We start from the raw sequence: 17,312 nt of genomic DNA, 5'->3' as shown, positions 1-17,312 counted from the left end.
CTTAGACAAGCGGAATTATGAGTCAAAGGAACAATAAAGAGCTGGTTAAACTTAGACAGTCGCTATCATTGTTCACTTGAAACTCTCCTAACTATTAGCTAAAATAGCTATAGGCTAGGTAAATTTGCTCGTGAAAGCTATCCTTATCCTGCTGATTCGTTTCTACCGTCTCTTTATTTCCCCCCTTTTGGGTCCTAACTGCCGCTATACTCCCACTTGCTCCCAGTATGCTTTAACTGCCATCGATCGTTTTGGGGTGTGGCGGGGCAGCTGGCTGGCGATTAAGCGAATTCTCCGCTGTCATCCCTTCCATCCTGGCGGCTATGACCCTGTACCAGAAGTGCTGGATTGAGCTATGAAGTACGGCGAAGAAGCAATAGAGAAGGCTACTTTAACTACTTTCCCCAATCCCAGACCTGGCAGGGAGTACGAGATTCATATCACTCTGCCTGAGTACACCTGCAAGTGCCCCTTCTCCGGCTATCCCGACTTTGCCACTATCTACTTGACCTACGTGCCCAACCAAGTCCTGGTGGAATTAAAAGCCATCAAGCTCTACATCAATAGTTACCGCGATCGTTATATCTCCCACGAAGAAGCCATTAACCAAATTCTCGATGACTTTGTCGCAGCAGCTGACCCCCTGTGCGTTCATATCAAGGGAGATTTCAATCCCAGGGGCAATGTCCATACAGTCGTGGAGGTGCGCTATCAAAAACCTACCACTTAGCTGGACTCTTCACCATTACTTTGATGGAGGTAGAAACGGTCTTCGTTAGTGTCGTATTCAAATAACTCGGCATAGCGCCCCCAATCAACGGCAGTGGCAAATTGTCTTTCCGCTTCCACAGGGGGGAAATGTTCCTGCCAGAGGTCGAGGAAAGTGTCCGATCGGACGGAGCCGCTCTTCTTGCCCTGCAGGACTTCTACCATTTTCCCTAGAACAGGTACGTTGCTAAGGGCTTGCTGGCGGAAGAGGTCTTTACTGCGCAGGATGGTAGTGGTGGCAAAGTCTTGCCCGATCGGGGTAAGTTTTACATCCCCCTGGGACACGGTGGCAAAATCGAGGAGGACACAGGCATCGAGGATAGGCAAGAGGGCATCTACTTCCAGTTGCAACCGTTCGGCTAAGCGGGGTATATCGTCTGTGCCCTCCGGTAGGTTCACAATCACTTCCAACAGACCGCTGATTTCGCCCACACGCACATGGGGCAGGGGTGTAGCCCAGGGGCTGGCAATTTCTACAGCGGGAGGAGCAGTACCGCCCACCAAACTCGGCTCCCGACCAGTAACTTCAATTTCGGGATTGGTCATGACCTGATAGATGTAGTCCACCAGTTCCTTAAAGCGCGGATGACTGCGATCGTGGGGTCTAGGCAAATCAATCACTAGTTCACCCCGCACTCTCCCTGGATTGGCACCGAGGATGATGACCCGATCGGCTAAGAAGACTGCCTCTTCGATATTGTGGGTGACAATGAGGATACTCTTGGAGGGAAAAACTCCCGCATTCCACAGGTCATCAATTTCGCCCCGCAGGTTTTCGGAAGTCAACACATCCAGGGCACTAAAGGGTTCGTCCATAAATAGCACTTGGGGTTCCAGGACAAAGGCACGGGCAAAGCCTACCCGCTGTTTCATCCCTCCAGATAATTCCTTGGGATAGGCACTCTCAAACCCGTCTAAACCCACTAGGTCGATCGCTTTCAGTGCCTGTTGGCGGCGTACTATCCGACTGACCCCCTTAGCTTCCAAGCCCAGTTCCACATTTTCTTGCACGGTGAGCCAGGGTAGGAGGGCAAAACTCTGGAATACCATCGCCACGTCATTGTTAGGTCCCCTGAGGGGTCTGCCGTTGCTGAGTACCTGCCCACGACTGGGGGGAATTAAACCCGCCATAATCCTGAGGAGGGTACTTTTACCACTGCCACTCCTACCTAACAGGGCTACTACTTCCCCAGCCCGGATGGTCAAATTTATGTCCTGCAGTACAGGAAACTCTCCCTTGCCCTCCGGCAGCGGAAAGTATTTATGCACATTTTCCACTGTAATTAAACTCATCTTTACCTCTCCCCCCTACTACAAATGATACTTGCTTTCTGCCAATTGATAGAGTCTACGCCAGAACAAACGATTGAGTCCCACCACAAATAGGCTCATTATGCCAATTCCCAAAGTAATGCGTGCCCAATTCCCTTGGTTAGTTGCTTCGGAAATGTAAGCCCCTAAACCTTGAGCCGTGAGGGTGGTGTTGCCCCAGGAGACAATTTCCGAAACAATACTAGCGTTCCAGGCTCCCCCGCTAGCGGTAATGCCCCCTGTTACCCAGGCGGAAAATATACCAGGAATAATTAACCGCTGCCACCGCTTCCAACCCCTTAAGCCAATGTCATCCGCCATCTCCCGCAAGTCCGTGGGAATACTCTGCGCTCCTGCGATCGAGTTGAACAGGATATACCACTGTGCCCCTAAAGACATCAATAAAATGCTGCCCCAGTTGAGGCTGATGCCCGATCGGATAAAAAACACTGTGGCGAAGGGGAAGACAAAATTAGCGGGAAAGGAAGCTAAAAACTGCACCACAGGTTGCAAAAATCTCGCCAGCTTAGGGTTAAAACCGATCGCTACCCCTACGGGTGTCCAAATCAGGGTGGCAACTACTAGCAGTACCATCACCCGCAACAGGGTCAATAATCCTAGCCCCAAGACCTTGAACACTTCTGCTATGCCCGCCGTGCGAATGACAAAATGCAACGCCTGCGCGATGAGTAGCCCTGTAACTAACCACAGCAAGAAATTAAACCACCGATCGTTGTTTACTTCCCCGTCCCCCAGGGGTGCAGGTAGCAACCGGGACAAATCAGAGAGAAAACGATCGAGTTCTTCCGCGAGGGGGGCAAACAAGTTGCCCAACAGGCTGGGTAAGCGAGCAGTAGTGATCAGCTCATACATCCAGGAAGAAGGCACCTCAGCACTAGCACTCTGTTCCAGGCGAAACTTATCTGACCAGGCTACCAAAGGTCGCCAGAACAACTGATCCACCGCCACGATCACAATAGCAATTGTCAGGAGTGCCCAGCCCAGAGCACCGAGATTCTCCTTCGCGATCGCTGTTGCCACATAGGAGCCCAAACCAGGCAAGATGTACTCCTTGTTCAGCACACTAATGGCTTCACTTTCCGCGACAAAAAACCAACCACCGCCAAAACTCATCATGGCATTCCACAGCAACCCCACCATGGCACTGGGCACTTCTAGTTTGGTAAAGCGTTGCCAGCGGGACAATTGATAGAGACGGGCGGCTTCATCCAACTCGCGGGGAATTGTGCGCAAAGACTGATAGAAAGAAAATGTCATATTCCACACCTGGCTGGTGAAAATGGCAAAAATAGAAGCTGCTTCTAAACCCAACAAACTGCCAGGGAAAAGGGCAATAAACCCTGTAACTGTAATTGAGAGAAATCCCAGCACAGGCACAGACTGCAGAATATCCAATAAAGGAATGAGAATCTTTTCTGCCCTGCGACTGTTAGCAGCCACATAGCCATAGATGAGAGTGAAGACCGTCGAAACAAACAGAGCAATGAACATGCGCAACGTCGATCGCCCTGCATAGTAGGGTAAGCGCCGGGGGTCGAGGTCAATTTCTGGTAGAGGTACATCGGGCTGAAACTGTACCAACATGTCTGACCCCAAATGGGCAATTAGTGCCAAGACCGTCAACGCCGTGATGATCACAGCCACATCTGCCAGTCCAAAGGGGGCACGCTGGAGAGTTTCCGCCGTAGGAAAAGTTCTCATAGGGACTAATCTCAGTTAGGGGCACAGTTAAGAGATTTTACGGGGATTTGTCCCCAGGAGGAGCATTCCAATTGAAGTCACTAATGCGTAGGAAAATTTCCCCTGTTTCCCGTTGGGGGTTGATGCGTAAAATGACGGCAAAACTACGCCGTTCCAGTTCCAGAGTGTAAACAGAATCAGTGATTCTGCCGGTAATGGGATTCCAGCTCTGTTGATAACCAATGCGAATGGGTCCAAACAACTGTTGTTTGATGCCAGCGGTGATTACCTGTTTGTCGGCAATGCGATCGAATAGAAAGGGAGAATTACCCGCCTGTTCCGTCTGGCTGTAACGTAAATCCAGCTTAGTATAGTCCAAGAAGTCGCGGCTGTAATTGCCCAAAGTAGCAGATAGTCCTGCTGTTCCTGTGATAAAGCTCCGCACATCCCCCGATGAATAGATGGAATAAGCACCAGTTAAACCAACTACGGCATCCACTTGGGGCACGATCGGTTCTGGACTATAGCGCAAGCCCTGATCGGCTGTAGGAGGGAGAGCTTGTCCCCGCCACAAGGGAAAAGACCGATTGAGAGCTACCACACTTTCCTGCTTCAACAGCACATCCCGTTTGGGCAGATCTGCTCGATCGGCATCTACCAACTGCAAGCCTGCCTGGTACTGCCATTTAATGTCGCTGTCAGGGATCGTGTAGGTGGGGGAAAACAGACTCACCCCGAAGGAGTTGGGCACATCTTGCAGTCCTAGAGAGCCATTGAAAAACCGCTCCCGATAGGCATACTGGGCTTTGAAGGTTAGTTCCCCCACAGGACGGCTATAATCAACAAACCAGCGCAATTCATTGCCAATATTGTTGAGATCAAAACCTGACAAACTAGCCCTACCGCCAATATACTGCCCCTCTGGTAACACCACTTCCAGTCGACTGGTCACTCCCACCACACTAGTACTAAAAATATTGCCCGTTTCCAAACTCCGCTGCACGAATAACTGGGGCGAAATTTGGAATTTCAAATCAGGACGGCGGACAATATCAAAGTTTTGTTGGTAGAAAATCCCCCCCCGCTCCTGCCGATCGAAGCCAATCAACACGGGAAATTCACTATCAAAACTGTCCAATGTAATTTGGTTGAGGGGTAGGGGTATGCTCAAGACACGATCGAATGCCAGCCTGGGGGATTCTAGTTCTAGGACATCTTGGGTGGGGGCACTGGGGGATAGCTTAGCCTGGGGGGTGACTAGTTCTAATTCAGGGGGAGAAAAGGCATCGTTGGTAACACGGACATTCTTACCAGTCCAGGTGCGATCATTGAGGGTAATTTCATCGGCTACAAAGCCTAAGCGGCGCACTCCCCGCCGTTGCACTGCCACAGCCCCCCCGATTGCCAACACCACCGAGCCAGAGGCAATATCACTGCTAGTTACCGCACTGGGTGGACGATTGATGGTATCCAAGTTCACCGTACCCCTAGCCTTAATTAACTTGCCCTGGCGCGTACCATAGTTGTAGGTAAGAGACTCTCCTGCGATCTTTTGTTCCCCTCTGGTAAATAAGACATTGCCTTGGGCGGTGGTCTCTCTGGTGGTGAGATTGAGAGTAACTTGGTCTGCCCTGAGTTCTGACTCTTGGTAAGTGATGACCACATTTCCACTGACAGTAATTGTATTCGTTTTGACATCAAACCTTTGTTCATTTGCTTTAACATTAACCAACTGTTCAGGCTGAGGTGTTTTGCGTATGGGTTTAGGGTCAGTGGGTTTTGGCTCGATCGGTAAACCAGGTTTTATAGGCCCTGCTTGGGCGGTGAGAGCCCTAAACTCCAAGGAAGGAAAGGAACAGAAAAACTGCACCCAATGTTCTTGCTCCCTGGGGTGAAACACTCTAGGGGACTGTTCCCTAGCTAAAATCACAACTGCTGACGGCGGCGGGGAAATGTGAGTTTGCATACCAAAGGATTTGTCTTGTCTGAATATAACCCATAGCTAATTCTCTGTGTGTGGTTGATGTACAGCTAGAGATAAGCTAAACTAATAGGAACTAGTCTGGGGATAAAGCTATGAAAATTGCTCGCGATGTAACAGAACTGATAGGCAAAACACCATTGATTTATCTTAATCGCATTCCCCAGACAGAGGGCTGTGTTGCCACGATCGTTCTGAAACTGGAAAGCATGAATCCCTCCTCCTCGGTCAAAGACCGCATTGGGGCAGCGATGGTACTGGATGCAGAGGCAGCGGGGTTAATTCATCCCGATCGCACAGTGTTAATCGAACCCACTTCTGGTAACACGGGGATCGCCCTAGCGATGGTATCGGCGGCGAGGGGGTATCGCTTGATTTTGACTATGCCTGACACCATGAGTTTAGAGCGGCGAGCCTTGTTGCGTGCCTACGGTGCTGAACTAGAACTGACTCCTGGCAAAGAAGGGATGCGGGGAGCAATCAACCGTGCCCACGAACTACAGCAGACTATTCCCAATGCCTTTATCCTGCAACAGTTCCGCAATCCTTCTAATCCCCGTATCCATGAGCGCACCACGGCAGAAGAGATTTGGCAAGACACCGAGGGGAATGTTGATATTCTGATCTCTGGTGTGGGGACAGGGGGGACAATCACGGGAGTAGCTTCAGTAATCAAAGAGCGTAAGCCTGCCTTTCGTGCCATTGCTGTGGAACCCGCTAACAGTCCTGTTCTGTCTGGGGGTAAACCTGGTCCCCACAAAATTCAGGGGATTGGTGCTGGGTTTATTCCTGAGGTTTTACGCACAGATTTGATTGATGAAGTCATCACCGTTACCGATGAGGAGGCATTCCACTTTGGCAGGCGCTTGGCGCGGGAGGAGGGTCTATTATCAGGCATTTCTGCAGGAGCGGCGGTAGCAGCAGCAGTAAAGGTAGGCAAGAGACCAGAAAACGCAGGTAAATTAATGGTTGTGATTCAACCTAGCTTTGGTGAACGCTACCTCAGTACAGCCATGTTTAGTGATTTACTGGGGGAAGTTATTTTGCACCATGTCTAGTGCAACTGGTAAAACAGTGCGGCGTTAGCAAAACCACCCGATCGGGATTTTATTAATACAGTGAAGCCCCAAGCTGAAAGATACACAAAGTAAATGTCCTGGCCCAAACTAGTGGCAACAGGCGTTGTACTGCATTTAGTTCACCTGTATTGTAAACTGAGGCAGGCACAAAAAATTGCTATGAACCTAGGGCTTTACTACCAAGACTTTAATTGGTATCGGGATATAACTATTCTGGCTGTACTGTATTTTTTAGGCGGTTGGCTAGTGTTACAACTGCCCCAGAATGACTATGGCTCTCCCTATTGGCCGCCTGTTGGTATAGCGCTGGGAGCGTTACTAAGTTGGGGTTGGTCCCGTTGGCTAGGTATTTATTTAGGAGCAATGAGTGTCAGTATATTTATTAATAAAGTACCCCTACACTTGGCTTTATTCACAGGCAGTTTCCCCACGATCGGTTGTCTACTCTGTTATTTTTTAATCTGGCGATTGACGCAAAGAACTTATCCCTTTGAGCGATTAAACTATACCATTGTTTTCATTCTTGTGGCATTGTGCACGGGGACAATTTTGCAAGCCCTTGGCGGTGCATCGATGGGATTGATTTTGGGTTTTGTTACCCCAAGGACGTTTTTTAGCACTTTACTGAATTGGTGGGCAGGGGATAGCATTGGTATTCTGGTATTTACTCCCTTTATCTTGAGCTGGCAACGATCGGGTCTAGCCTCTACAGTTAATAGCCAGCGGACCGTAGAAATAGGTATTGTGACTATATTTACAGCTGTGGTTCTCTATCTGACATTACTCAAAAATAGTTCCTTTGAATACCTACTGATCCCCCCTATTCTCTGGTCAGCCCTGCGCCTAGGGGATAAATTTACGACCCTCTTAATTCTGATTTGCTCTAGCCTGGCAACTGTAGCTACTGCCTATAGTATGGGTGTGTTTTTTCGGGCAGCGGAAGTCAATCAGTCCCTAGTGCTGATGCAATTATTCCTGGGTACCTTTGCCATTATTGCCATGACAGTATTGAGTATCGCTAACGAAAATAATATAGCCAATATCATTCTGTCCCGCCAGATTAAACTCACAAGGGAAGCCTACCAAGACCTAGACAGACTCAATAAGAACCTAGAGGTAATCGTAGAGGAGCGCACAAGAGAAATTGCCCAGTTAAACAAACGACTAAAGGCGGAAAATTTACGCCTAGCAGCAGAGATAGAAGTAGCACACAAACTACAAAAAATGATTCTTCCTTCTGCCGAGGAGTTGCAGAGCATAACAGAACTAGATATCGCAGGCTTTGTGCAACCAACGGATGAGGTAGGGGGAGATTATTTTGATGTCCTCAATCACAATGGCTCCATTCAGATTGGTGTCGGCGATGTCACAGGGCATGGGCTAGAGAGTGGGGTGATTATGATTATGGCACAGACTGCTATTCGCACTTTAATCACCCATGGGGAAAAAGACCAAAAGAAGGTTTTTGCTACCCTCAACCGCACCATTTATGACAACCTGCAACGCATGCAATCCGATCGCAATCTGTCCCTCATTCTCCTCAGTTATCAAGACCACAAGCTGTATGTAACAGGGCAACATGAAAGTATTATTGTGGCGAGGAAAGATGGCACGATCGAGGAAATTGATACTGATGCCTACGGGTTTCCGATCGGCTTAGTTGATGATATTACGGACTTTATTCAAGAGGGTGGCATTCCCTTCTTTCCCCAGGATGTAGCCCTGCTCTATACCGACGGGATTACAGAAGCAGTTAACGATCGAAAAGAACATTACGGCAGCGATCGGTTAAAATTAGCATTGAAAGCTAATCGCCGTAAAACCGCTACAGAGATCAAAAACAATATCATTGCTGACTTGTATAACTTTATTAACGGCTACACTATATTTGATGACATTAGTTTAGTGGTGATAAAGCACCGTAGCCCATGACTAGCTCTGAGGAGGATTTAATCTATGGTCGTCACACAGTCCTGGCTGCTCTGTCTAGCGGCAGAAAACTCCATCGCATCTGGGTAGTACCAACTGTTAAGTATTCTGCTGATTTTCTCCCCCTCATCAATGCTGCTAAGCAGGAGGGTGTGGTCATAGATGAAGTAGACTACAAACGTCTGAACCAGTTGACCAAAAATGGTCGCCATCAAGGTATTGCCGCCCAAGTCTCTAGTTATGAGTACGTCTCCTTGGAATCTTTCCTGGCACAAGCTAGTAACCAACCTGACCCCCTCATCCTCATTGCGGATGGCATCAACGACCCCCACAATCTAGGTGCAATCATTCGATCCGCGGAGGCACTAGGGGCACAGGGTTTGATCATACCCCAACGGCGAGCAGTAGGCGTTACCTCGACAGTAGCGAAAGTAGCAGCAGGGGCACTAGAACATTTTCCCGTTTGTCGCGTGGTGAATTTGAACCGCACGATCGAGACGCTCAAAGCGGCGGGGTTTTGGATTTACGGCACTACTATCAGTGGGGGCAAACCAATCGACACAGTTTCCCTCAGTGGCGCGATAGCTCTGGTGATTGGTTCCGAGGGGGAAGGCATCAGTTTGCTGGTACAAAAAAATTGCGATGTACTGCTCTCTATCCCCTTGGCAGGCAAAACCTCTAGCCTCAATGCTTCCGTAGCAGCCGGTATCTTTTTATACGAAATTTATCGCCAACGTACCGCGCGACATAAAATTACAGATGAGTATTTACACTGATGGGACAAAAGCTATAAATTAAGATAAGCACACAGCAAGTCAGGGGTGGGTATGGTTGTCAACGATAGTTTGCAGGAAAGCGTAAAGGATGTCTTCCTTACTTTTTTAGAAAATATTGGTAGAGCAGTTTGGGTGGAAATCGTCACAGAAGACCCCCAGTGTACATATTATTTTGGTCCCTTTGTGGGTGAACCAGAAGCCAGAGAAGCGACCATCGGTTATGTCGAGGACCTGAAGTCGGAAGGGGCAGTTGGTATTGATGTGCGGTCGATCAAACGGATGCGTACGCCTGCTGTCCTAACGATTTTTGACGAATAGAAACTATCCTATGCGGGTAAAAATCTGAGGGGAGGCAACTCTCCTTTTTTAGTGTCTATAATTGAGGGAATAGCACTAATTTTGTAGGCAGACAGTGGAGAAACCAAAATTTTTAATAGTTGACGGGCATTCTTTAGCCTTTCGTTCCTATTATGCCTTTGCCTACAGAGGGGAGGGAGGACTGCGCACATCGACGGGAATTCCTACTAGCGTTACCTATGGTTTTTTGAAGTCGTTATTAGATATACTGGCAAAAGAAAAACCTGAGGCGGTAGCGATCGCTTTTGATTTAGGGGAGCCAACTTTTCGCCACGGTGCTGATGAGAATTATAAAGCAGGTAGACCAGAAACTCCTGCTGATTTTCTCCCGGACCTGGCAAATTTACAGCAGGTGCTAGCAGCAATGAACCTACAGATTGTCACTGCCCCTGGCTTTGAGGCAGATGATGTAATTGGCACTTTGGTACAATTGGGGATTAAAGCCGACTATCAAGTGAAGATTTTAAGTGGGGATCAGGATTTATTTCAGCTCATTGATGACGGTCGGGACATAGCAGTTCTCCATTTGGGCAAAGGGGATCAAGTAACAGAATTTCACAGCGCCGAGGTGGTGCAAAAATTGGGCGTACATCCCACCCAAGTAATTGATTTCAAGTCCCTCTGTGGTGATAGTTCCGACAACATTCCGGGCGTGCGGGGGATTGGGGAAAAAACGGCAGCTAAGTTATTACAGGAATACAAATCTTTAGAGGGCATCTTTAACAACCTAGACAAAATACAGAAGGGTATTGCCCAAAAACTAATTGCAGGTAAAGAATCTGCCTATCACTCCCAGTCCCTTGCCCGCATTGTTACGGATGTGCCCCTAGATGTCACAATGGACGCATTTGTTTTGCAGGGATTCGATCGGGATCAGGTTATTCCTTTGCTAGAAAAGTTAGAGTTGAGAACTTTTATGCGCAAAATAGATGAGATAGAAGCCCAACTCAGTAACAATATTAAGCTAGAGACAGAAGCAGATGAACTATGGTTTGACTTTCAGGCAACGCAACCCCTGACATTAGCAACAATTACCCTAGATGTGCAGATTATAGACACGACCGCTAAGTTGGAATCCCTGGCGGCAAGACTGAGAAATTGTGATCACCCGATCGCGTGGGACACCGAATCTACTGCCTTAAGACCCCATGAAGCGCAAGTAGTAGGAATAGGTTGTTGCTGGGGAAAAGCAATGAATCAGGTCGCCTATATCCCCCTCCACCATACAGAGGGTAGCAACTTAGACCTAGGTGATTTTCTCAGAGTAATTAAGCCCATCCTAGAGGATGAAAACTCTCCCAAGGTCATGCAAAATGCGAAGTTCGATCGGTTAGTATTGCGCACGATGGGCATAGAATTGCGGGGCTTAGTCTTTGATACAATGTTGGCTAGTTATGTCCTTGACCCCGAAGCCAGTCACAACTTACGGGATTTGGCAGCACGGTATTTACAATTGGCTTGTACAACCTATACGGACTTAGTGGGCAAATTACCATCCATTGCTGATGTAGCTATTCCCCAAGTTGCCCATTACTGCGCTACGGATGCCTACTTTACTTTTTGTCTCCTGCCTCTCCTCCAAGCGGAACTAGAGCAAGTCCCTGAGCTAAAAAAACTGTTCTACGATGTGGAACTACCCCTGGAAAAAGTATTAGCAGATATGGAGTGGGTAGGGATTAGAATCGATCGGGATTATCTCCTACAATTTGCCCAGGAAATAGAACAGGATTTGGCAGCAATTGCCCACAAAGCCTATGGCACTGTCAACCGTGAATTTAATCTCAACTCCCCCAAACAACTGTCAGAAATTCTCGTGGAGCTACTAGGGGAAAACTTTACGAAAAAATCCCGCAAAACTGCCAATGGCTATTCCACTGATGTGGCTGTCCTGAACAAATTGCAGGGAGAGCATCCTCTGATTGATTTAATTCTGGAACACCGCCATCTCGCTAAACTAAAATCTACCTATGTGGATGTCCTGCCTACGTTGATCTCACCCAAAACCGATCGGGTGCATACTGACTTCAATCAAGTCAACACTTCCACTGGCAGGCTCAGTAGTTCTAACCCTAATTTACAAAATATTCCCATCCGTACTAGTTTTAGTCGAAGGATACGATTAGGTTTTCTCCCCCAAGAGGGCTGGCTGCTATTGAGTGCAGACTACTCCCAGATTGAATTAAGAATTCTTGCCCATTTAAGTCAGGAACCTGCTCTGATTGAGGCTTATAACAAAGGTATAGACGTACATACCTTGACTGCCCAATTACTGTTGGAAAAACAAGAGATTAGCAGTGAGGAACGGCGACTGGCAAAAGTTATCAACTATGGTGTAATCTATGGTATGGGGGCGCAAAAATTTAGTCGACAGACAGGTATTTCTGTAAAAGAAGCCAAGAGATTCATTGATGCCTTTGCCGATCGGTACAGATGTATTTTTAACTATATGCGTCAGGTAGAACGCCAGGCAGAACGGGATGGTTTTGTATGTACAATTTTGGGTAGGCGCCGGTATTTTCGCGAACTAAAGACAGCTACGGGCAAAAAGAAGGCAGATTTACTACGAGCAGCGGTCAATGCCCCGATTCAAGGTACGAGTGCTGACATTATTAAACTGGCGATGATCAAACTCCACGCACTTTTGCAGAATTACCAAGCCAGCTTACTACTGCAGGTGCATGATGAATTAGTGTTGGAAATTCCCCCGGCAGAAGTGGATATTCTAGCTCCCCAGATCAAACAAACTATGGAGACTGCTTTACATCTCTCGGTACCCTTAGTTGTTGATATTCATGTCGGCAAAAACTGGATGGAAAGTAAGTAGTTTAAGCATAGAGGGAACCGTCCGGTAAAATTGCACCGTTAAAAGTTGTCCCCTCAATGATGGCACCGTCTAACCGTGCCCCCCGCAAGTTTGCCCCGCTGAACTGACAGTAGCGTAAATCCGCTCCTACTAAAATGGCATACTGTAAATCCGCCTCCCGAAAATTAGCATGGCTCAAATTAGCGTAGGTCAATTCTACATAGGATAGATCGACGAAACTTAAATTGGCATAACTTAAGTCCGCTCCCATTAAATCTCTGCCACTCGCCCCCTGATTCAATAGCTCCCAAATTAAATACCACTTTGCCTCCATGCGGGTTGTACCGTCTAGAATTGTTTCTCTGAGATTGATCCCCCGCAAGTCCGCCCCCATCAAGTTCGCCCGCCGTATGTCGGCACCCCGCAAATTGGCTTCCCGCAAGTAGGCTCCCTCTAGGTCTGCTCCCTCTAACCGCGCCTGGGTTAAGTTGGCATAGGAGAGGTCAGCAAGACGTAGGTCTACCCCTGTCAAATCTGCCCCCCGCAGGAGTGCCATACGTAGTTCTGCCCCCCGTAAATCAAACTTCAGGAGGTTCTTTTGCGTTGCTTTCCAAGCATTCCACTGGGGTACACCTTTCCGCAGGAGGGAGAGGAGTTGACTATCCGCCATAGGCTAGGGATGAGTACTACCATCGGGCATGGTGGCGCGAAATAGGTTGGCATGTTCAAAGTTGGCATCACTAATTTCTGCTCCCCGCAGATTGGCAGCAATCAGCAAAGCATGGCGTAGTTTAGCATCACTGAGGTCAGCCCCCTGTAAATTCGTGCCGATGAGCATGGCATAGTCGAGGTTAGCTCCTAGGAGGTCAGCTTTTTCCATAATGGCACCACTGAGGTCACTGTAGGCTAGATTGGCACCAATGAGTACCGCCCGCGACAGCCGCGCTCCCGATAGGTTTACCCCCTCTAAATTGGCGGTGCTGAGGGCTGCTTCCTCTAGGTCGATAATCACGTCCTTATTTTGCTTGCGCCAACTATTCCAGGCTTTCGCCCCCTGTTTTAGTTTCTCTAGTAGATTGCGGTCTGCCACAATGGTTTAACTCCTGCTCCTTGCAAAATAGTATGCCGTAAATCTGTCCCCATACCAACTTAATCCGCATCTTATCATTATGCCCCCAACCAGGTTTAATGAATACTAGGCTTATCATGGATGAAAACGAGGGAAAATATTCATGCCAGAGCGCACGATCGTTCTTAGTTTTGAAAAGCCGTTATTGGAGCTAGAACAGCGGATTGAACAAATTCGGCAGTTAGCCAGGGAGAATCAGGTGGATGTGGGGGAGCAAATTCGTCAATTAGAGCAACGGGCTGACCATCTGCGCCAGGAGATTTTCAGTGCTCTCTCCCCCGCCCAGAGAATGCAAATTGCCCGCCATCCCCGCCGCCCCAGTACTTTGGATTACATTCAGGCAATGACGGAGGAGTGGATTGAGTTGCATGGGGATCGGTGTCGCCGCGATGACCCTGCCATTGTGGGGGGGATCGGTCGCCTAGGGGGACAGCCTGTAGTAATTGTAGGGCACCAAAAAGGACGGGATACCAAGGATAATGTCCTGCGCAATTTCGGTATGGCAGCACCGGGCGGCTATCGCAAGGCTCTCAGGTTGATGAAACATGCCGATCGCTTTGGTCTGCCTATAATCACCCTCATTGATACACCTGGTGCTTATCCTGGGGTGTCAGCGGAGGAAGAGGGACAGGGGGAAGCCATCGCTGTCAATCTGCGAGAGATGTTTAATCTGCAAGTGCCGATCATCTGTACCGTGATTGGGGAAGGGGGATCGGGGGGGGCGTTGGGTCTAGGGGTCGGTGACCATTTGATTATGCTGGAATATTCTATCTATACGGTGGCAACGCCCGAAGCCTGCGCGGCAATTTTGTGGCGAGACAGTGCTAAAGCCCCCAAAGCGGCGGAAGCATTGAAAATTACGGCGATCGACCTGCAAAACTTGGGGGTAATTGACGAAATCCTACCCGAGCCCCCAGGGGCTGCTCACCGCCAACCACTGCAGGCGGCTAAGTTACTCAAGGACTGTCTGCTGAAAAATCTCGATCGTTTGCAAAAACTGAGCATTCCTGACCTGTTGGAACGGCGCTATCAAAAATTCCGTCGGCTGGGGGTCTTTCTAGGGGAATGAGAATCGCTGTTGTTTTAGGGACGCGCCCGGAAGCAATTAAACTTGCCCCTGTGATCTTGGCACTGAGACAACGATCGGACTGGCAGACCCAGGTTATTCTCACGGGACAGCATCGGGAAATGGTCGCTCAGGTGATGCAGTTGTTTGGTATCGTCCCCGATCGGGATTTAGATATTATGCAACCCCGCCAGACCCTCACCCAAATTACCTGCCATAGTTTAATGGGACTGGAACCCCTCTTGGCAGAACTTAGCCCCCATTTGCTCCTTGTCCAAGGGGATACTACTACTGCTTTTGCCAGTGCGGTGGCGGCTTTTTACCAAAAAATCCCTATTGGGCATGTAGAAGCGGGTCTGCGTACGGACAATCTATTTAGCCCCTACCCCGAAGAAGCTAATCGCCGTCTCATCAGTCAGATTGCTACGCTACATTTTGCCCCCACAGCCAAGGCAGTAGAAAATCTGCAACGATCGGCGGTGACAGGGGAAATTCATTGCACAGGCAATACTGTAATCGATGCCCTTCTCCATGTAGCGGGTTTAGAACTGGAGCCGCCCTGTCCCCAACTGTTTGCATCCTACCGTGTGATTTTAGCTACCGTCCATCGCCGCGAAAACTGGGGTAAACCCCTAGAGAGGATCGCTGCTGCCTTCTTGGCGTTGCTGGACTGTTTTCCTGATGTCGCTCTGTTGCTGCCGCTTCACCTCAACCCCGCTGTGCGGGAACCCCTGCAGAATCTGCTGAGCAACCACCCCCGTATTGTCCTGACCGATCCCCTGGACTACAGTGCCCTTGTCAGTGCCCTCAAGCACTGTTACCTTGTGATGACGGATTCAGGAGGATTGCAGGAAGAAGCTCCCAGCCTGGGAAAGCCTGTCCTTGTCCTTAGGGATACAACGGAACGCCCCGAAGCTATTGCTGCCGGTACTGCCAGATTGGTGGGTACCGACATAGAAGCGATCGTTGCGGGGGCTAGGGAGCTGCTCCAGGACCAAGGGATTTATAACCAGATGGCGACGGTAGCTAACCCCTTCGGCGATGGGCAAGCAAGTGCCAGGATTGTGGGGATTATCGATCGTTACTTTGATAGGCTAGGGATTCGGTATAGTTAATCTAGCGCTGGCACAAATCTATGTTGGAAGCCCTGCTGGCTGGTTTTTTGCTGTTAGACTTAGGTTTGATCTTCACTGCTTTGGAACAAATGGTTAAAGCTGCCCCAACGGAAACTGGGGACAATGACCCCCTACCTCCCACTAGTGACCAGGACTGGGAATACAAGATTGTGCAGGTGCGGGGGGGTGCTTTCCGATCGTGGCGCGCCATTCAATACGTCTGTCAGCAGGAGGCGAAATTTGGCTGGACGCTGATGGAAAAACTAGATGACAATCGCTTGCGTCTAAAACGACCGATCGCTTGTCGCGCTAAGGACAGCTGCCTGAAACAAAATCCCTATCGCACCAACTACGGTCTTTCAGGGGACTTTATGATGTTTTTATCTGTGTTGGCCACCCTGATGATTCTGGCTATACCTGCCTATGTGGGTTACGCCTTCACCCGCCGCATTTTTGAAGACCTAGAAACCCAATCCCCCCGCCAAATACAAGCACCTGCACCCAGAAAACCTACGGGGGAAACTAACAAACCGTAAAAAAGTTAACAAATTGTGGTATGCTCAGCCGCCTCGGGAGCCTTGCCGACCGACCCAGCGGGGAGAAAATCTATGGCAGACAAACAGTTGTTACGGCGAGATTATACCTTTATTTTTGTGCGGGAAGCCGCCAGTTGGCAGAACAACCATCCTAATTTCCTAGCTTGGCGGGAAGCCCAAACAGCCATTATTGAACTGGCAAAGCAGTGCAGCAAGTATGACCGCAGTGGGATTGACATCTATTTTGCTACCACACCGCCCCAACGTAAGACAGAGGGTAGTCCTGCCGATTTGGCAAAAGTGTTTCAGTTGAAAGAACCGATCGCTGCCAATGACTTACTCTCTAGTTTTCGGTCGGCGAGGCTCCCGAGGCGGCAGATGGCACTGGATAATCATTTCGCTGATATAGAGCCAGGCAAGAAAGAAACAATCGTTGTTTTTCTGGATCATTTACCTGAGCAGCAGACCGAGATTGTGCAAGCTTTAGTGGAAGCGACGAAAAAGATTGATGGGGAGAGGGAAGCCTATCGTTTGGGTGTGAGTTTTGTTTTGATTGGTGATAATGAAGAAGCCAAAACTTTTCTCAACTTTTTGGATGACGAACTAGGAGTGGCAGGAGCTGCCCACGACATAGTGGATGCTAAAGGCTGGAGGGCGATGAAACAGTCTTCCATTGAGAAGTTTCTGTTAGATGCTCTACTAGACTGACGCCTCGGGAGCCTCGTCGACCGAGGCTGCTTTTTTTCTGCTAGTTTACAGTG

The 17,312-nt window shown here is 48.9% G+C and carries 16 protein-coding genes; 11 read left to right on the top strand and 5 right to left on the bottom strand.

The window, feature by feature from the left end:
- The first annotated feature begins 130 nt into the window (after window positions 1-130).
- Window positions 131-352 carry a membrane protein insertion efficiency factor YidD gene (gene yidD / locus NZM01_04135; protein ID MCS6959216.1) on the top strand — a complete coding sequence of 74 codons (222 nt, stop codon included), beginning with the start codon at window positions 131-133 and terminating at the stop codon, window positions 350-352.
- Window positions 353-355: 3 nt separating this feature from the next.
- The gene (gene queF / locus NZM01_04130; GenBank protein ID MCS6959215.1) at window positions 356-730 is read left to right on the top strand and encodes a preQ(1) synthase; all 375 of its coding nucleotides are present in this window, start codon (window positions 356-358) and stop codon (window positions 728-730) included.
- On the opposite strand, the gene NZM01_04125 is transcribed toward queF, so the two are convergent.
- From NZM01_04125 to NZM01_04115, 3 genes are read right to left on the bottom strand one after another with little or no spacing between them, the layout of a single operon-like run.
- Entirely contained in the window at window positions 727-2,061 is a 1,335-nt protein-coding gene (locus tag NZM01_04125) for a nitrate/sulfonate/bicarbonate ABC transporter ATP-binding protein (GenBank protein MCS6959214.1), read from the bottom strand. The two genes, queF and NZM01_04125, sit on opposite strands and share 4 nt — an antisense overlap.
- An 18-nt stretch (window positions 2,062-2,079) precedes the next feature.
- Entirely contained in the window at window positions 2,080-3,801 is a 1,722-nt protein-coding gene (locus NZM01_04120) for an ABC transporter permease subunit (protein ID MCS6959213.1), read from the bottom strand.
- 37 nt (window positions 3,802-3,838) lie between these two features.
- Window positions 3,839-5,746 (bottom strand): DUF3769 domain-containing protein, encoded by a 1,908-nt coding sequence (locus NZM01_04115; protein MCS6959212.1) that lies wholly within the window; start codon window positions 5,744-5,746, stop codon window positions 3,839-3,841.
- 110 nt (window positions 5,747-5,856) lie between these two features.
- On the opposite strand from NZM01_04115, the gene cysK reads away from it, so the two are divergent.
- The 5 genes from cysK to polA all read left to right on the top strand — a co-directional run bounded on the left by cysK (window position 5,857) and on the right by polA (window position 12,726).
- Window positions 5,857-6,819, top strand: coding sequence for a cysteine synthase A (cysK, locus tag NZM01_04110; protein MCS6959211.1), 963 nt, complete (start codon window positions 5,857-5,859; stop codon window positions 6,817-6,819).
- Between the two features lie 180 nt (window positions 6,820-6,999).
- Window positions 7,000-8,772 carry an MASE1 domain-containing protein gene (locus tag NZM01_04105; protein MCS6959210.1) on the top strand — a complete coding sequence of 591 codons (1,773 nt, stop codon included), beginning with the start codon at window positions 7,000-7,002 and terminating at the stop codon, window positions 8,770-8,772.
- A complete protein-coding gene (gene rlmB, locus NZM01_04100; GenBank protein ID MCS6959209.1) occupies window positions 8,769-9,545 on the top strand; it encodes a 23S rRNA (guanosine(2251)-2'-O)-methyltransferase RlmB in 777 nt (258 codons plus the stop codon). The genes NZM01_04105 and rlmB overlap by 4 nt, the downstream gene beginning before the upstream one ends.
- Window positions 9,546-9,596: 51 nt before the next feature.
- Entirely contained in the window at window positions 9,597-9,863 is a 267-nt protein-coding gene (locus tag NZM01_04095; protein ID MCS6959208.1) for a DUF1816 domain-containing protein, read from the top strand.
- A 94-nt stretch (window positions 9,864-9,957) separates the two neighbouring features.
- Complete coding sequence (polA, locus tag NZM01_04090; protein MCS6959207.1) at window positions 9,958-12,726, top strand: DNA polymerase I; 2,769 nt, start codon at window positions 9,958-9,960, stop codon at window positions 12,724-12,726.
- Between the two features lies 1 nt (window position 12,727).
- Here polA and NZM01_04085 read toward each other — a convergent pair whose 3' ends face one another.
- Window positions 12,728-13,375, bottom strand: a complete 648-nt coding sequence (locus NZM01_04085) for a pentapeptide repeat-containing protein (protein ID MCS6959206.1) — start codon at window positions 13,373-13,375, stop codon at window positions 12,728-12,730.
- A 3-nt stretch (window positions 13,376-13,378) separates the two neighbouring features.
- Entirely contained in the window at window positions 13,379-13,795 is a 417-nt protein-coding gene (locus NZM01_04080) for a pentapeptide repeat-containing protein (protein ID MCS6959205.1), read from the bottom strand.
- A gap of 142 nt (window positions 13,796-13,937) precedes the next feature.
- On the opposite strand from NZM01_04080, the gene accA reads away from it, so the two are divergent.
- The 4 genes from accA (at window position 13,938) to NZM01_04060 (ending at window position 17,259) form a co-directional block, all read left to right on the top strand.
- Complete coding sequence (gene accA / locus NZM01_04075; GenBank protein MCS6959204.1) at window positions 13,938-14,903, top strand: acetyl-CoA carboxylase carboxyl transferase subunit alpha; 966 nt, start codon at window positions 13,938-13,940, stop codon at window positions 14,901-14,903.
- Window positions 14,900-16,015: a UDP-N-acetylglucosamine 2-epimerase (non-hydrolyzing) gene (gene wecB / locus NZM01_04070; GenBank protein MCS6959203.1), complete on the top strand. Its 1,116-nt coding sequence runs from the start codon at window positions 14,900-14,902 to the stop codon at window positions 16,013-16,015. The genes accA and wecB overlap by 4 nt, the downstream gene beginning before the upstream one ends.
- Before the next feature lie 20 nt (window positions 16,016-16,035).
- Window positions 16,036-16,551 carry a hypothetical protein gene (locus tag NZM01_04065; protein MCS6959202.1) on the top strand — a complete coding sequence of 172 codons (516 nt, stop codon included), beginning with the start codon at window positions 16,036-16,038 and terminating at the stop codon, window positions 16,549-16,551.
- A 72-nt stretch (window positions 16,552-16,623) separates the two neighbouring features.
- Window positions 16,624-17,259 carry a hypothetical protein gene (locus NZM01_04060; protein ID MCS6959201.1) on the top strand — a complete coding sequence of 212 codons (636 nt, stop codon included), beginning with the start codon at window positions 16,624-16,626 and terminating at the stop codon, window positions 17,257-17,259.
- Window positions 17,260-17,312 lie beyond the last annotated feature (53 nt).

Origin of the sequence: Pseudanabaenaceae cyanobacterium SKYG29 (assembly GCA_025055675.1) — a bacterium.
Lineage (GTDB): Bacteria > Cyanobacteriota > Cyanobacteriia > Pseudanabaenales > Pseudanabaenaceae > M5B4.
Note: the sequence above shows the minus strand (reverse complement) of the source record. Positions and strands in the feature narration are given on the sequence as shown.

Bases quoted from the DNA above. Each gene is read 5' to 3' on its own strand.
- queF (MCS6959215.1), top strand. From the start codon at position 356: ATGAAGTACGGCGAAGAAGCAATAGAGAAGGCTACTTTAACTACTTTC.
- NZM01_04060 (MCS6959201.1), top strand. From the start codon at position 16,624: ATGGCAGACAAACAGTTGTTACGGCGAGATTATACCTTTATTTTTGTG.
- NZM01_04095 (MCS6959208.1), top strand. From the start codon at position 9,597: ATGGTTGTCAACGATAGTTTGCAGGAAAGCGTAAAGGATGTCTTCCTT.
- cysK (MCS6959211.1), top strand. From the start codon at position 5,857: ATGAAAATTGCTCGCGATGTAACAGAACTGATAGGCAAAACACCATTG.
- NZM01_04115 (MCS6959212.1), bottom strand. From the start codon at position 5,746: ATGCAAACTCACATTTCCCCGCCGCCGTCAGCAGTTGTGATTTTAGCT.
- wecB (MCS6959203.1), top strand. From the start codon at position 14,900: ATGAGAATCGCTGTTGTTTTAGGGACGCGCCCGGAAGCAATTAAACTT.
- NZM01_04065 (MCS6959202.1), top strand. From the start codon at position 16,036: ATGTTGGAAGCCCTGCTGGCTGGTTTTTTGCTGTTAGACTTAGGTTTG.
- NZM01_04105 (MCS6959210.1), top strand. From the start codon at position 7,000: ATGAACCTAGGGCTTTACTACCAAGACTTTAATTGGTATCGGGATATA.
- accA (MCS6959204.1), top strand. From the start codon at position 13,938: ATGCCAGAGCGCACGATCGTTCTTAGTTTTGAAAAGCCGTTATTGGAG.
- rlmB (MCS6959209.1), top strand. From the start codon at position 8,769: ATGACTAGCTCTGAGGAGGATTTAATCTATGGTCGTCACACAGTCCTG.
- NZM01_04120 (MCS6959213.1), bottom strand. From the start codon at position 3,801: ATGAGAACTTTTCCTACGGCGGAAACTCTCCAGCGTGCCCCCTTTGGA.
- NZM01_04125 (MCS6959214.1), bottom strand. From the start codon at position 2,061: ATGAGTTTAATTACAGTGGAAAATGTGCATAAATACTTTCCGCTGCCG.
- NZM01_04085 (MCS6959206.1), bottom strand. From the start codon at position 13,375: ATGGCGGATAGTCAACTCCTCTCCCTCCTGCGGAAAGGTGTACCCCAG.